Annotated in this window: 15 protein-coding genes and 2 tRNA genes; 9 read left to right on the plus strand and 8 right to left on the minus strand. The window is 65.1% G+C overall.

What is annotated here, in order from left to right:
- Window positions 1-78: 78 nt before the first annotated feature.
- The 3 genes from AFIC_RS01230 to tsaD are packed head-to-tail and all read right to left on the minus strand — an operon-like array spanning window position 79 to window position 2,655.
- Window positions 79-492, minus strand: a complete 414-nt coding sequence (locus AFIC_RS01230) for an EVE domain-containing protein (protein WP_275247385.1) — start codon at window positions 490-492, stop codon at window positions 79-81.
- 54 nt (window positions 493-546) lie between these two features.
- Window positions 547-1,527: an NAD(P)H-dependent glycerol-3-phosphate dehydrogenase gene (locus AFIC_RS01235; protein ID WP_275247386.1), complete on the minus strand. Its 981-nt coding sequence runs from the start codon at window positions 1,525-1,527 to the stop codon at window positions 547-549.
- A 54-nt stretch (window positions 1,528-1,581) separates the two neighbouring features.
- Window positions 1,582-2,655, minus strand: coding sequence for a tRNA (adenosine(37)-N6)-threonylcarbamoyltransferase complex transferase subunit TsaD (gene tsaD, locus AFIC_RS01240; RefSeq protein ID WP_275247387.1), 1,074 nt, complete (start codon window positions 2,653-2,655; stop codon window positions 1,582-1,584).
- A gap of 174 nt (window positions 2,656-2,829) precedes the next feature.
- Between tsaD and AFIC_RS01245 the strand changes: the two genes are divergently transcribed.
- The 5 genes from AFIC_RS01245 to AFIC_RS01265 all read left to right on the plus strand — a co-directional run bounded on the left by AFIC_RS01245 (window position 2,830) and on the right by AFIC_RS01265 (window position 7,839).
- Entirely contained in the window at window positions 2,830-3,582 is a 753-nt protein-coding gene (locus AFIC_RS01245; protein WP_275247388.1) for a uroporphyrinogen-III synthase, read from the plus strand.
- A gap of 16 nt (window positions 3,583-3,598) precedes the next feature.
- The gene (locus AFIC_RS01250) at window positions 3,599-4,792 is read left to right on the plus strand and encodes a COG4223 family protein (RefSeq protein WP_275247389.1); all 1,194 of its coding nucleotides are present in this window, start codon (window positions 3,599-3,601) and stop codon (window positions 4,790-4,792) included.
- A gap of 24 nt (window positions 4,793-4,816) precedes the next feature.
- Window positions 4,817-6,454, plus strand: coding sequence for a heme biosynthesis protein HemY (locus AFIC_RS01255; protein ID WP_275247390.1), 1,638 nt, complete (start codon window positions 4,817-4,819; stop codon window positions 6,452-6,454).
- Window positions 6,455-6,552: 98 nt separating this feature from the next.
- Window positions 6,553-6,628: transfer RNA gene (locus AFIC_RS01260), tRNA-Thr, on the plus strand.
- A 272-nt stretch (window positions 6,629-6,900) separates the two neighbouring features.
- A complete protein-coding gene (locus AFIC_RS01265) occupies window positions 6,901-7,839 on the plus strand; it encodes a class I SAM-dependent methyltransferase (protein WP_275248603.1) in 939 nt (312 codons plus the stop codon).
- Window positions 7,840-7,904: 65 nt separating this feature from the next.
- Here the strand turns inward: AFIC_RS01265 and AFIC_RS01270 are convergent, their stop codons facing one another.
- The 3 genes from AFIC_RS01270 to AFIC_RS01280 are packed head-to-tail and all read right to left on the minus strand — an operon-like array spanning window position 7,905 to window position 11,110.
- Entirely contained in the window at window positions 7,905-8,804 is a 900-nt protein-coding gene (locus AFIC_RS01270; RefSeq protein WP_275247391.1) for an efflux RND transporter periplasmic adaptor subunit, read from the minus strand.
- A 30-nt stretch (window positions 8,805-8,834) separates the two neighbouring features.
- Entirely contained in the window at window positions 8,835-9,032 is a 198-nt protein-coding gene (locus AFIC_RS01275) for a DUF1656 domain-containing protein (RefSeq protein WP_275247392.1), read from the minus strand.
- Complete coding sequence (locus AFIC_RS01280; protein WP_275247393.1) at window positions 9,029-11,110, minus strand: FUSC family protein; 2,082 nt, start codon at window positions 11,108-11,110, stop codon at window positions 9,029-9,031. The genes AFIC_RS01275 and AFIC_RS01280 overlap by 4 nt, the downstream gene beginning before the upstream one ends.
- A gap of 196 nt (window positions 11,111-11,306) precedes the next feature.
- On the opposite strand from AFIC_RS01280, the gene AFIC_RS01285 reads away from it, so the two are divergent.
- Entirely contained in the window at window positions 11,307-11,786 is a 480-nt protein-coding gene (locus AFIC_RS01285; protein WP_275247394.1) for a tellurite resistance TerB family protein, read from the plus strand.
- 34 nt (window positions 11,787-11,820) lie between these two features.
- The gene (locus AFIC_RS01290) at window positions 11,821-12,600 is read left to right on the plus strand and encodes an SDR family NAD(P)-dependent oxidoreductase (RefSeq protein WP_275247395.1); all 780 of its coding nucleotides are present in this window, start codon (window positions 11,821-11,823) and stop codon (window positions 12,598-12,600) included.
- 3 nt (window positions 12,601-12,603) lie between these two features.
- Here AFIC_RS01290 and AFIC_RS01295 read toward each other — a convergent pair whose 3' ends face one another.
- Together AFIC_RS01295 and AFIC_RS01300 are read right to left on the minus strand one after the other, a co-directional pair.
- A complete protein-coding gene (locus tag AFIC_RS01295; protein WP_275247396.1) occupies window positions 12,604-13,821 on the minus strand; it encodes a bifunctional alpha/beta hydrolase/OsmC family protein in 1,218 nt (405 codons plus the stop codon).
- 115 nt (window positions 13,822-13,936) lie between these two features.
- Window positions 13,937-14,012: transfer RNA gene (locus tag AFIC_RS01300), tRNA-Ala, on the minus strand.
- A 208-nt stretch (window positions 14,013-14,220) separates the two neighbouring features.
- Here AFIC_RS01300 and AFIC_RS01305 point away from each other — a divergent pair.
- Together AFIC_RS01305 and AFIC_RS01310 are read left to right on the plus strand one after the other, a co-directional pair.
- Window positions 14,221-14,511 (plus strand): YggT family protein, encoded by a 291-nt coding sequence (locus AFIC_RS01305; protein ID WP_275247397.1) that lies wholly within the window; start codon window positions 14,221-14,223, stop codon window positions 14,509-14,511.
- Between the two features lie 24 nt (window positions 14,512-14,535).
- Window positions 14,536-14,862: a DUF167 domain-containing protein gene (locus tag AFIC_RS01310; protein ID WP_275247398.1), complete on the plus strand. Its 327-nt coding sequence runs from the start codon at window positions 14,536-14,538 to the stop codon at window positions 14,860-14,862.
- Window positions 14,863-14,867: the final 5 nt, after the last annotated feature.

Consider the following 14,867-nt stretch of genomic DNA (forward strand, 5'->3'; position numbering starts at 1 on the left):
GCTCAGTCGCTCAAGTGCGAAGCTGGACGAAACGCCGCAGACCAGGAAACATCCGGGGGAATGGCGTGATTGCGGGCGTCAGACGCCGCCCATTTTGCATACGATCGCCCATTGTTGGGGAGTCACGGCCTGCACTGACAAACGTGACAACCGCAACAGCTCCATGTCGGCGAGCTTGGCCTCGGCTTTCACCGCGACCAGCGTCACCGGCTTCTTCAGCGGCTTTTTCGCGGCGATGTCGACACAGACGAATTTGCCGGATTGATCGGTCGGGTCGGGATAATGCTCGCGCACGATCTCGACGATGCCGACGATCTCCTTGCCCTCGTTGGAATGATAAAAGAAGGCGAGGTCGCCCTTCTTCATCTTCATCATGTTGAGTTTGGCGGAGTGGTTGCGCACGCCTGTCCAGGCTTCGCCCTTGTTGCCCTTGGCGGCCTGCTGATCCCACGACCAGGTCGAGGGTTCGGATTTGACGAGCCAGTAGTTCATCGATCACGTCCTGTCGAATTTATTGGCAAAAGCGATGGCAGCCATCGGGATGGCTTATCCTTCCGCCTTGAAGGGGCGGGTCAGCAGCATCTCGATCGCCTCGTTGATCGTGATCGCACCGCCGAGCACATGCGCGACTGCTTGCGCCACCGGCATTTCGATTTTCTTGTCGCGCGCGATCTCGATCAGCACCGGCGCGGTGAATTGCCCCTCGCTCAGGATGCCGGGAGAAAATGTTTCGCCGCGCCCGAGCGCCATGCCGAAGGCGAAGTTGCGCGATTGTTGACTCGAGCATGTCAGGATCAGATCGCCGAGGCCGGAGAGGCCCGAAATCGTCTCGCTGCGCGCGCCGCAGGCGAGGCCGAAGCGCATCAGCTCGGCGAAGCTGCGCGTGGTCAGCGCGGCCAGCGCCGACGCGCCGAGCTGTTTTCCGGCGGCGATGCCGGCCGCGATCGCCAGCACGTTCTTCACCGCGCCGCCGATCTCGACGCCGCGCACATCGGTGGTGTGATAGGGCCGCAACGATGACGAGCCGAGCGCGTGCGTCAGCGCGACGGCGAGCGATTCCTCCGCCGCGGCGAGCGTCACCGCGGTCGGCAGGCCGCGCGCGACGTCGCTGGCAAAGCTCGGGCCCGACAGCATCGCGGGCCGTGCTTGCGGCAACACGTCCGCTGCGATTTCGGTCATGAATTTGTGGGTGCCGCGCTCGATGCCCTTGGCGCAGATCACGGCGGGCGTGCCTTCCGCGACATGCGGCGCGAGCGCCGTCATCGCCGCGCGCAGGCTTTGCGAGGGCGTGACCAGCAGAATGACGTCGGCCTTCGCGGCGTTTGAAAGGCTGTCGGTGATCCGAATGGTGTGATCGAGCCTGATGCCGGGCAGGCGCGGATTTTCGCCGCCTGTTTTCATCGCATCGAGTGCTGCGGCATCGCGGCCAAACAGCGTCACCGCGCGGCCCGCGCGCGCGCAGGCGTTGGCCAGCGCCGTGCCCCATGCGCCAGCGCCGATGACCGAAATGGTGTTGAAGGATACCATGAAACTGCTTTGGCGTTATGTGGAGTGCGATTGAGGAATCTTTGAGGGCGCTCGTCAATGCCGCGCGCGGGTATTGATGAATTTTGTCGGCGTCTCCGCGGTCTCGTCGAGTTTCCAGCGCGCGCGCGGCGGGGCCGCCATGGCGTCGGTGAGGCCGAGCGCGAGCCGCTCCGCGCCCGCCCATGCGATCATCGCGCCGTTGTCGGTGCAAAGCTGCGGCGGCGGCACGATCATGGTGATCTGGTCGTTGGCGGCGATTTCCTGCAAGGCGTTACGGATCGCGACATTGGCGGCGACGCCGCCCGCCGCGACCAGCGCGCGCGGGGTGCCGAACTGCTCGCGAAACAAGCGCAGGCCGGAGCGAATCCGGTCGGCGGTGGATTCGAGCACGGCGGCCTGAAATCCCGCGCACAGATCGGCGATGTCCTGCGGCTCCAGCGGATCGAGCCGGGAAGCCTCGTTGCGCACGGCGGTCTTGAGACCCGACAGCGAGAAGTTCGCATCTTTCCGTCCGAGCATCGGGCGCGGAAACGAAAATCGCTCCGGGTCGCCGTTGCGGGCGGCGCGCTCCACCTGCGGGCCGCCGGGATAGGGCAGGTCGAGCATTTTCGCGACCTTGTCGAACGCCTCGCCCATCGCATCATCGACCGTGGTGCCGAGCCGGACATAATCGCCGACGCCGAGCACGGCGACGATCTGGGTGTGTCCGCCGGAGGCGAGGAACAGGCAGTAGGGAAACGCCAGCGGCACCGTGAGGCGCGGCGTCAGCGCATGCGCTTCGAGATGATTGACCGCGATCAATGGCGTGTCGTGCACAAGCGCGATAGCCTTGGCCGTGGTGAGGCCGACGATGACGCCACCGATCAACCCCGGCCCTGCCGCGGCGGCCACGCCATCGAGTTGCGAAAATTCGACACCGGCTTCCGTCATGGCCTTTTCAACCAGCACGTCGAGCATTTCGACATGGGCGCGCGCGGCGATTTCCGGCACCACGCCGCCGAACGGCGCATGCTCGGCGATCTGGGAGCGCACGATATTGGAGAGAATCCGGCCCGAACCGTCCGCATGGCGCTCGATCACGGCGGCCGCGGTTTCATCGCAGGTCGTCTCTATTCCCAAAACCAGCATTGCGGGGTCTTGCGCCAAGATCAGCCTTCAAGCCAAGTGGAAGTCAAGTGGAAGCCATGTCGCCGGATGGATCGGCCGGGCACTTGCGTTTGCCGCCAAAGCGGCGTTCTGCTTGGTTCTCGGGTAGCATTAGCGGGCGTCCGGTAAAAGGGAGTTCCGCGAATTGAGGCATGAATGGCGATACTGGTGATGCGGCCTTTTCCGGACAACGAGGCGACCGCGGCGGCCCTGCGCGAGGCCGGATACGGCGTTTTGCTGTCGCCCGCGCTGCGGTTCGAGCCGATCGCCATCCGCGACGAGCCGAATGCACATTATAATGCGGTCGTCGTCACCAGCGCGAATGCCTTGCGCGGCATCGTCGGGCAGCCGCTGCTGGAGCGGTTGCGCGATACGAAAGTATTTGCCGTCGGCGATGCGACCGCGGAAGCCGCCCGCACCTTCGGTTTTGGCAATGTCGAAAGCGCGTCCGGCGATGCCGTGGCGCTCTGCGAACTGGTCGGGGGGCGGCTGCATGGCTCCGGCCGGATCTGTTATCTCGCGGGCGCCGATCTCAGCCGCGATCTGGGAACGGATCTGGGCACGCGCGGGTATAACGTCACCATGCTGACGACCTATCGGATGACACCGCTGTTACATTTTTCGGAAGCCGTGGAAGCGGCCCTGGCCGCGGGCGACGTCGAGGCCGTGCTGCATTACTCGCGGCGCAGCGCGCAATCGTTTGTCGGCGCGGTGAAAGCGGCGGGGCTGGAGATTTCCGCGCTGGCGTTGCCGCAATGCTGTATTTCGGATGCGGTGGCCGCGGTGTTGCGCGAAGCCGGCGCGTCGCGGGTGCTGGCCGCGGCGTCACCTGACGAAAATGCAATCTTCGAGACGCTTTATCGGGCGATTCCGGTGAAGCGGCGCGCGACCAAATCTGGTAAAGGATAGGGAAACCGGGCGGACCATGGCTACAGACGACGACCAGCGCGAGACCGACGAGGCCGCCGCCCGCAAGCGCGCGGCGCCGACCATCGATCTCGATCCTTCCGATGTGACCGACACCACGCCCGGCGCTGAGGAGAAAATCCAGGCGGACAAGCCGCGCACCGGCTGGCGCGCCCGCTTCGGCGGCGCGCGTTCATCGAAAGACAAGTCCGAGCCGGGAGAGGCGGCGCCTCCGGCGACCATCGTGCCGTCGCGGATCATTCTGGCCGCCGCGTTCAGCGCCGCCGTGGTGGCGCTGCTGGTGAGCGGCTTGTGGAATGTGCTGTCGCCGAACAATTCCGATCCGGACATTCCTCCCGCGCAGACGTCGACCATCGAAGAGCTGAATACGCGCGTCACCCGCCTCGAGGACAAGCCGGCCGCGTCTGCCGATGTCGGCGCGTTGATGAAACGCCTCGATGCGCTCGATGGCTCGCTCGCCGCGATCCGCAAGGACGTGACGGCGCTGCGCGAACAAGTGCAGGATGCGTCCGCCAAAATCGTAACTCTGGAAAAGGCCGCCGCATCGGCAACGTCTGCCGGAAAGGCCGCGCCCGCGCCGGATATGTCCGGCATCGAGGGCCGTCTGTCGAAGCTCGAACAGCAGGTTGTGAGCACGGAAGCCGCAAAGCCGGTTGCTCCGCCGCCGGACGATACCGCGATGCGCCGCGCGCTGGCCGCGTCCGCGCTCGATCAGGCCGTGCAGCAGGGTCTTCCCTATGCGACCGCGCTGGCCACCGCCGCGCGGTTTGGCGAGGGCGCGGCCGATACGCTGAAGCCGCTTGAGGCTTTTGCCGCGACCGGCGTGCCGGGCGCCGACGCCCTGAGCCGCGAACTGCTGTCGCAATTGCCGCGCCTTGAGGCCAAGCGTGAGAATGCGCCTGCGGCGAGCGGATGGCTCGACCGGTTGCGCAACAGCGCCACGCATCTCGTGCGCGTGACGCGGATCGACGACGCGGGCTCGGATCGCACGGCGTTGCTGTCGCGCGCGAAAACGGCGGCGGAACGCGGCGATCTGCGGGAGGCGGAGAAGACCGTCGCGCAATTGCCGGAGCATGATCGCAGCGCGCTGCAAGGCTGGATCGACAAGGTTCATGCGCGCGCGGCAGCACTTGCGGCGTCGCGTGCTTTCAATCAGGCCGCAACGGCGGCGCTGCCGTCGTCGTCCCACTGATGTAGCGTTGCGATCGGAATCCGCATGGTTCGCATCTTCTCCTTCCTGATCCTGCTGACGGTGGCGGCGCTGGGCGCGGCATGGGTCGCCGATCAGAGCGGCGGCGTCGTGCTGTCGTGGAACGGCTGGCGGGCCGAGACCTCGCTCCCGGTTCTGGCGCTCCTCGTCCTCATCCTTGTCGTCGCGGCGATCCTGGTATGGACGATCGTCCGCGCGTTCTGGAAGACGCCCGCGCGGTTGCGCCGCTACCGGCACGAGAAGCGCGAGGCCAAGGTGCGTCACGCCATCACGCATGGCCTGATCGCCGTCGGCACCGGCGATTCATCGCTCGCGCGGCGGCATGCGGGAACGGCGAAGCGGCTGGCGGAGCACGATCCGATGACGTTGCTGTTGCAGGCCCAGACCGCGCAACTGGAGGGCGACCGCCCCGGCGCGCAGCACGCGTTCCATGCCATGGCCGAACGGAAGGACATGCGGCTTCTCGGCCTGCGCGGTCTTTTCATCGAGGCGCAACGCAACGACGATCTTCACACGGCGGTCGCGATGGCGGAGGAGGCCCTGAAGATCGCGCCGGGCTCGCCCTGGGCCTCGCATGCGGTGCTCGGTTTCCGCTGCGCGCAAAGCGATTGGGACGGCGCGCTTGCTCTGCTCGACAGCAATTACTCGGCGGGCCTGATCGAGAACGCGCCGTATCGCCGCCAGCGGGGCGTGCTGCTGACGGCGCGCGCGCTCGAGCTGGAGGAACGCGATCGCGATTTGTCGCGCAAGAGCGCGATGGAGGCGGTCAGGTTCGCGCCGCAACTGGTGCCCGCCGCCGTGCTGGCCGCGAAGTTCTACAGCGAGGACAATCAGGTTCGGCGTGCCATGCGCGCCATCGAGGTGGCGTGGAACGCAAATCCGCATCCCGATCTTGCCGATGCCTACGCGCATGTCCGGCTCGGCGATTCCGCGCGCGAACGCCTCGCGCGCGTCGAGCTTCTCGCGCGGAAGATGCCGGAGGATCGCGAGAGTCTCCTGGCGGTGGCGCGCGCCGCCATCGAGGCGAGCGAATTCGACCGCGCCCGCGCCGCGCTCGCGCCGCTGCTGGCCGCGCCGACGCAGCGCGTGGCGCTGTTGATGGCGGAATTGGAGCGTGCCGGAAATCATGACGAGGGCCGCGCCCGCGAATGGACGGCGCGCGCGGTGCGCGCCGCGCCCGATCCGGCGTGGACGGCGGACGGCTATGTGTCGGATCGCTGGCGGCCGGTGTCGCCGGTCTCCGGGCGGCTCGATGCGTTTCAGTGGGTCACGCCGGTGGCGGCCCTGACCTCCGATCATGTGGCGGCCGCGGCGGAACCCCTCGATCTTCCGGAAACGCTGCCTCAGCCCGCTCCGGTTGCGATCGAATCGAAAGCCGTCCCCGCCGAGCCAGAACCCGTTGTCGAAAAGACTTCCGTGGAAACAGCCCCCGTTCCGGTCCAGCCGGACAATGTGGCTCCGCCGGTATTCCGGGCGCGCCCGGCAGGCGAGGCCCGCAGCCCCGCGCCGCCCGCGATTATTCCGCTGGTGCGCGCGCCCGACGATCCGGGTGTTCCCGAGGACGATTTTTCTGACGACCCGGATGCCGCTCAAGACCGTCAGCCCGGCGGCTGGCAGGGATTCGTGTCGCGGCTTGGGAGCTGACTTGGCGGCTGAAACCGGCCCGGAAATCTTGCAAAACCGGGCTGCGACCGATAAACACGCGCCTGTTCGCGCCGGATTCCGGTCAGCGATCAGGGTTCGCCGCAATAGCTCAGTTGGTAGAGCACGTCATTCGTAATGACGGGGTCGGGGGTTCGAGTCCCTCTTGCGGCACCACCTCATTCCTTCATCCTGTTCAGACCGGAAGCAGCAGTTGGTGCACTCACGCAGATAGCGTTCGGCGCGCATATGCGCGGCCCGGTGCTTGTGAGGAGCGTATCCGTATGATGCTATGGTGGCGCGGCAAGTGCGAAGGATTGCGGCAGGGGGGCACGGTCGTTTCGCTCAGAGGCCGACGTGCTCGCGTCTCCATGAATTCGGTATTCGGATGTGCTCCAGGGAAAAGGCGCGCGGGAAGACGCCTGCATGTGAGGGGAAGACATTTGGCGATGGACGAACGAGGGCAAAGCCAAGACGCGCTCGCACAGATGAAGGCTGCGTGGTGGTACTATACGGTCGAGATGTCTGCTGGCGATGTGATCCAGGGTGTCTATTCCGACGAGCTGCCATTCCCGCCCAGGATCGTGCAAAGACGCGTCGATTTTTCAGGAATGGATTGTCTCGACATCGGAAGTGCCGAGGGGCTTCTCCCTATACTCTGCAAGAAGAACGGCGCACGCAAAGTCGTCGCGACGGACAATCTCGCCTACGGCTTTTATGAAAAATTGCGCTTCCTGCAAAATCTCCACGGCGCCGAGATGGAGTTCCAGGAGATTTTCAGGGCGGAAGAAGTGCATCTGCTGGCCGGCAAATATCCGGAGGGCTTCGACTTCATCAACCTGTCCGGCGTCCTCTATCATGTGTCATCGCCGCTTGATGCGATCGCGTCGGCGCGGGCCTTGCTCAAGCCGAACGGGATCATGGAGATCGCGACAATCGCAATCTTCAAGCCCGGATGCTTCATGGAGTTCAACGACCGGGGACGACTGCAACCCCACTACAATGTCTTCTGGTACGTCTCCGTCGGGTTCCTCGAATATGCGATGCGCCTTTGCTCACTGGAGCCGATCGATGTCGAGTTCATCGAACCCGGCGAGGATCGCTTCAACTATGTCACGGTGCTTGCCCGCGCCACGGATCAACCCGCGGCGGTCGGCGACGATACTTACCCCAAAGTAGTGAGGGATTTTTCCGAGGAGTTCCGGTGGCTCAGAAATATCAATTTGCAGCGCTCGGAAATCCGCACCCGCAATCTATCGCAAGATCTCGCCATGCATCCTGGCACCGACCAGGTTGATATCTGGGCTACGGTAAATTCGAAACCCTGCCTTCCCAGAAACACGCGACATCAGGATTCCCGCGTGTTTATGCTAAGCGATATGGAGTGAGCGCAAAACCGCTCTCAACGCGCTGTGCTTGTCATGGGAAAAGCGCGGCGTCGTGAGCAAATCGCTTACGGCGTCCTGGACGATGAGCGCTTCGTCTCACTCGGCCCCGTCACCACCACGGTCGCCGTCATGCCCGCGCTCAGCGTGACGCCGTCGGGCACGCGATCGATCGCGATGCGCACCGGAATGCGCTGCGCGAGCCGCACCCAGTTGAATGTTGGATTGACGTTGGCGATCAGTTCGCTGCCCGGCGCGTTGTCGCGGTCGGTGATCGCGCGCGCGATGCTTGCGACATGGCCGCGCAATTCGGGGCTGAAGCCGAGAAGCCGGATCGAGACGTTGTCGCCGATATGGATCGAGCGCAGTTTGGTTTCCTCGAAATAGCCGGCGACGTAATAGGAATCGCTGTCGACCACGGCGACCATCGCCTTTCCTGCCGTGGCGTAATCGCCCTTGTCGAGCAGCAGATTGGTGACGTGGCCGTTGACCGGCGCGCGCACCTGGGTGCGGGCGAGATTGAGTTTGGCGATGTTGAGAGCGGCCTGCGCCTGATCGTAGGCGGCCTGCGCGGAGAGGGCGGCGCTGTGAGCCTGCGCCAGCGCCTCATCCGAGATCGAGGCGGAGGAAAGCCTTTGCCGCCGCTCATATTCCTGCTGCCGCTGGTCGCGCAGGCTCACGGCTCCGGCGAGGGCGGCCTCGGCGTTCGAGAGCGCGAGCTGGAACCGCGCCTGATCGATCACAAACAGCACGTCGCCCACCTTGACGCTCTGGTTGTCGGTGACGCGGACGTCGATCACGACGCCGGAGACGTCCGGCGTCACCTGCACCACATTGGCGCGCACCCGCGCGTCGCGCGTCCAGGGGCTGTCTTCGTAAGTGCGCCACAGGAACCAGCCCGCGACCGCCGCGGCGGCGAGGGTGAGCAGGGTCACGGAAAGACGCAGGATCGGCAGGCGTTCGGACATCCCAACATTTCCAGTTGAATCGGTTTCCGGTTAGAGCGTTGCGACGACAACGATGCTGAGCAGAATGACGTAGAGGGCGGTATTGAACAAAGGTGGATGCCAGATGAAACGATAAAGGCCGGTGCGCGACAGCGCAAAGCGCGCGGCCAGCCAGAGCAATGCCGCCGCAAGGCCGTATCCCATCAGGGGCGGCAGCAACACGCCCGCGAAGTTGATTTCCTTGATCATGCGGTCACCGTCTCCATCCGTGGAGATTCATCCCGGGGCGGCTGGCCGAAAAACACCGCGTGCCGTTTCATCAGCATGTCGATGTTGTAGACCGCCTCGGCGGCCCGCAGCGTCATCGTGCCGCCGTCGCAGTTCAAAAGCTCGGCGCTGGCGGCGCCGAGCGAGGGCAACGGCGCGCCGCCCGCGCGGTTGCGCGCCGCGCCCGCGAAATAATCCGATATGTCCCTGCATGCCGCGGCGACGACGCGCGCGGCGGACAGCGGCAGGTGATGTTGCAGCGAGTGTAGCACCATCACGTTCAGCCCGAGGCGAAGGCTGCCGAGTCCGCCCTGGATCGTTGCGCGTTCGTCCGCCTTCATCGGATCGAGCCGGGCGAACAGGGCGTTGTTGCGATCGAACATCCGGCTCTCGAACGCGGCGCGGTCGGCATGTTCGTTCCGGCTGATCGCGGTGAGATCGCGAAACATGCCCTGCTTCAGCCGCTGCACCGCCCAGTCGGTCCGCAGCGGCCAGAGCAGCCCGAGCGAGGCGACGCCGATGGCAATGCCGGTGACATAACCGAGCGCACTGTTGAAGAAGGCGGCGAAGTCGTAGGTCATGGTGTTGACGATCGGCATCAGGCCGCCCGCGGTCAGGATCAGCGGCAGGGTGAAGCGTACCGCCTGCGGGACCGCGAGAAAGGCGCCCGCGATAAGGTAGAACGGCGCCAGCGCCACCGCCAGCGCGATGAAACCGGACAGCGGCGGCAAGACCGCGAACAGGTAGAACGCGGCGATGGCGATGCCGGCGAAGCTCATCCAGAGAAACACCGCCGATGCGGCGGCCGGGTTGTCGCGGCCGCCCATGATCGCGCAGATGATGGCGGCGAAGGTGACGGCGGTCGGGCCGTTCGGCCAGCCTGAGAAAATCCAGAAGGCGCTGGCGAACAGGACGGCGAATGTCGCGATCGCGCCGCCGAGCAATGCTGCGGACAGGTCGCGGTAGGGACGAAAGGATGGCGCGGGCTGATTGCCGGGCAAGCGGCGTCCGCTGACGATATGGGTGCGCAGCCACACCGCATCGCGCCAGTGATCGAGCACGTCGCCGAGCCGCAGCAGCATGCTGCGCACGAGGAAGGAACGGGTGTCGGCGCGCAGCGTGGCGATATCCGGCAGATGGGCGTCGATCTCGCGGTGAAGTTCTGTCTCATCGAACCGTTCCGCCTGCGCGTCGGCTGTGGTTTTCGCCCCCGCCGATTGCGCCATGTGCGCCGCCGCCTTCTCCAGCAGCGGCCGCAGCGCGTCGGCGGTGGCGGGGCGCTCCTGCACGAGTGCTGCGAAACGGTCGTACACCGACATCAGCATCGCCAGTAGCGCCAGCAATTTGCCTTCGAGCTGGCGGATCGCCGGATCGACCACCCGGATCTCGGGCGTGTCGAAGGTCGCGAACACCCGCAGCGAATCCAGCGACACCACGGCGTTGAGAATGCGGCGGCGGTCGAGCAGGCCGGTGATCTCGTTCTGCTGGCCTTGCAGCGCGTCCTGCGCCCAGCGCGCCATGCTCGGCAAGGTCGCGTTCAGCGCCCTGCGCAGCGCATCGCCGGCGCGCTGCGGCAGGATCAGGTGATGCATCAACGTGGCGCAGCCGATGCCGATCGAGATTTCCAGACAGCGCGACACCGCATAGTCGAAGGCGGTATCCGGGGCGAGCGCGGCGGGCAGTCCGATGATCGCCGCCGAATAGCCCGACAACATGCCGACATAGGCCTGCGGGGCATCGCGCAGATAGATGGTGATCGTGGTGCCGAGCCCGATCCAGAGCGCCAGGGCGAGGCAGAACAGTTCCGGGCTGTTGTTGAACAGCGCCACGAACACCAGCGAGGCGACGGCCCCGATCACGGTGCCGAGCACCCGGTAAACCGATTTCGACAGCACCATGCCGGCGAGCGGCTGGGACACGATATAGACGGTGGTGACCGACCAGATCGGCTGGGAGAAATTGAGCCGCAGCGAAATATAAAGTGCCAGGACCGCCGCCGCGAAACTTTTCAGCGAGAAAACCACCTCGCGCCAGGTCAGGTTTTGAAAGGCTTGCAGCATGGCGGGCGGGGCTCGAACCGGAGAGGCCAGAATATGTCTTAATCGGAGAATCGCGGATTCAGAAGGCCGGTCCGGGGTTATGGGAAAGTCCCCGGGAACATGGCTTCATTGCCGGAGTTTCATGTTCCCGCCATGAAATGACAAGACGGCGCGGAATAGGGTAAGAACGCCGTTCCCCATTCGAGGACCACCCCGGATGCTTGATAGATTGCGCCAGTTCATCACCGATGTCGTGTCTCCCACGGGAACGGGACAAGCCGGTTTTGCCGACGATGACTATCGTCTGGCGGCGACCGCCTTGCTCATTCATGTCATCTCGCTCGATGGCGAGCCGTCGGCCGCCGAGAAGCGCAAGCTGCATGCCCTGCTGGAATATCGCTTCAATCTCGATCCCGGAACCGCCGACGTGCTGGTTCGCGACGCCATGCGGGTGGAGGGCGAGGCGGTCGATCTCTATCATTTCACCAGCGTCATCATGCGCTCGGTGAACGAGGAGGGCCGGCTGCGGATCGTCGAGATGATGTGGGAACTGGTCTATGCCGACGGCCATGTCAGCGAGTTCGAGGAAAACGTGATCTGGCGTGCCGCCGATCTCCTCGGCGTCTCCACCCGCGAGCGGGTCAACCTGCGCCAGCAGGTGCAGGATGGCGCGCTGGACTCCGACGCCGTGAATTGATGGCTGGTTCAGGCTTTCTCGCGGGCAGGACCGGATGACCGAACGTGTGACACTCATCACCGGAGCCTCATCCGGTATCGGGCTTGAACTGGCGCGCATCTTTGCCGCGAAAGGGCATGCCTGCGTGCTGGTCGCGCGCCGGGCGGACCGGCTTTCGGAATTGGCGGAGATCATTGCCGCGACCGGCGCCAAAAAGCCCATCGCCATTGCCTGCGATCTGGCGGCGGAAGGCGCCATCGCGCGGCTGGCGGAGGACGTCGCGGCGCTCGGCTTCGAGGTGGAGTATCTCGTCAACAATGCGGGCTTCGGGCTGGCGGGAGCGGCGCTGACGCTCGATCGCGCGCAGCAGCTCGAGATGATCGACCTCAACGTCCGCGCGCTGACCGATCTCACGCTGCGCTTCGCCGACAGCATCATCCGTCATCGCGGCGGCATTCTGAATGTCGCATCGATCGCGGCCTTCCTGCCGGGACCGGGGATGGCGGTGTATTACGCGACCAAGGCGTTCGTGCTCTCCTACACCGAGGCGATGCGGGCCGAGTTGCGCAAGAGCGGCGTGCGCGTCACCGCATTATGTCCGGGTCCGGTGCCGACCGAATTCCAGTCGCGCGCCGGGTTCGTTCCGGGGATGGATTCGAAACTGCTGACCGTCTCTGCTGCCGATGTCGCCCGTGCCGGGTACGAGGGCCTGATGGCGAACCGGCAGGTGGTGCTGCCGGGCTTCGCGGTTCGCGCCATTCCGTTCCTGCTGCGGTTCGTTCCGCGCGCGTGGGCGCTGGCGGCGGTCGCGAACGTGCAGCAGCGTCGCCGCTAAAATTTAATCGGCAGCGCGCGTGACGATGTCGATCTCCGATGTCAGCGTGCGATGCACCGGACATTTATCGGCGATCTCCATCAGTCTGCCGCGCTGCCCGGCATCGAGGTCACCGTCGATGGTGATGACACGTTCGATCCGGCTGATCATGCCGTCCCTGGTTTCGCAGTCCGCGCAGTCCTTGGCGTAGATGCGCGAATGCTTGAGTTTCACGGTGACGCGGTCGAGCGGCAGCGCCTTGCGCTCGGCATACATCCGCATCGTCATCGAGGTGCAGGCGCCTAACCCTGCGAGCAACAGGTCGTAGGGGCCGGGGCCGCTGTCGAGCCCGCCCACTCCGACCGGCTCGTCGGCAATCAGCGTATGACGGCCCGCCGTGACGATCTGCTGGAAGCGGCCTTCGCCGGTTTCCTGCACGATGACGCCGTCTTTCTCCGCGAGATCTTCCGCCGCACCGGCGGCTGCATCGACATAGCGTTCCGCCCACGCCGCCACCATGTCGGCGACATAAAGCGCATCCTCGCGTTTTGTCAGCAGGTGGTCCGCGCCCGCGAGCGAGATGAAGCTCTTGGGATGCTTGGCCGCGACGAAAATCTGCGTGGCGTTCTCGATGCCGACCGTGTCGTCGGTCGGCGCATGGAAGATCAGCAGCGCGCGTCTAAGGTTGGCGATGTGATTGGCGAGGTTTTGGCTCGCGACATCGTCCAGAAAGCCGCGCCGGATTTTGAAGGGACGTCCGGCCAGCGACACCTCGGCCTCGCCCTCGGAACGGATGGCCTCGACGTGATCCCTGAACAGCCCGACGACATGGGCGGGATCGGAAGGTGCTGCGATGGTGACGACGGCTCTCGCTTCCGGGATCCGTTCCGCCGCCGCCAGCACTGCCGCGCCGCCGAGACTGTGGCCAATCAGCAAAGCGGGCGCGTGATGCTCCGCGCGCAGATGGTCGGCCGCGCGGATCAGATCCGCGACGTTGGATGAGAAATGCGTGTTGGCGAATTCGCCCTCGCTGTTGCCGAGGCCGGTGAAGTCGAACCGCAGCACCGCGAAGCCGCGCCGCACCAGTTCGCCGGCGATGCGCTTCGCCGCGAGGTTGTCCTTGCTGCAAGTAAAACAATGGGCGAACAGCGCGGTGGCGCGGGGCGTGCCCTCGGGCCGGTCGAGCGCTGCGGACAGAAGCTGCCCCTCCGCGCCGGGAAACTGGAAACGCTCGGTTGGCAAGGCAACCTCCATTGTGCGGCAAGTCCGGCGCAGGATGCCAGACAAACGGCATCGGCGCGAGGCAGGGCGATACCGGCGCGGATCAATCTGGAGGGAGATAGGAAAGGGAGGGAATTGGTGGAGCCAGGCGGGATCGAACCGCCGACCTCGTCATTGCGAACGACGCGCTCTCCCAGCTGAGCTATGGCCCCGTCGGCCGGTGGGATGCTCCGGCGCGGGCGTCATTTACAATCCGCTCCAACCCCAAGTCAAGACAACTCAAGAACTCTGCCGAGGCCCCCCGATCCGGCTGAAAAGCCACATTTATGGCCGCGGCACGGACCGCCGCAGAGGCTGTGCTGCTCTCTTGTTTGGTTCCCCCTGAGGCGATAAGAGGAGCCTTCAACTGGAAAACCCGCCATGCGCGCCGTTCTCGATATCGTCCTTATCGTTCTCGACCTTTACGTCTGGCTGCTGATCGCCTCCGCCATCCTGTCCTGGCTGATCGCATTCAACGTCGTGAATACGCGAAACCAGTTCGTCGCCTCGGTCGCGGAGTTTCTCTACAAGATCACCGAGCCGGTGCTGCGGCCGATCCGCAATCTGATGCCGAATTTCGGCGGCCTCGATATTTCGCCGATCATCGTCATCCTCATCATCATGTTTCTCCAGCGGGTCATCACCTATTACGTCTACCCGAACGTGATCTGATCGTTCGCGGGCGATGGCGGACCTATGATGGACCCTTGGCGCTATGCGGCGCACGGCGTCATGGTCGCGGTAAGGGTAACGCCGCGCGGCGGGCGCGACGCGGTGGACGGCATCGAGGAACTCGCCAACGGCAAGTCGGTAGTCAAGGTTCGCGTGCGGGTGGCGGCGGAAGGCGGCGAAGCCAACCGCGCGGTGACCGAGCTTTTCGCAGGTCTGCTGCGCGTGCCGAAAAGCAGGGTCCGCGTTGCCTCCGGCGTGACCTCGCGCGTCAAGCAACTGACGATCGACGGCGACCCCAAACAACTCGGCGAGGCCCTGAAGGCCGCGACCGCCGCAACCGACAAGGATTGAAAGGA

The organism is [Pseudomonas] carboxydohydrogena (assembly GCF_029030725.1).
In the GTDB taxonomy this organism is placed as follows: Bacteria; Pseudomonadota; Alphaproteobacteria; order Rhizobiales; family Xanthobacteraceae; genus Afipia; species Afipia carboxydohydrogena.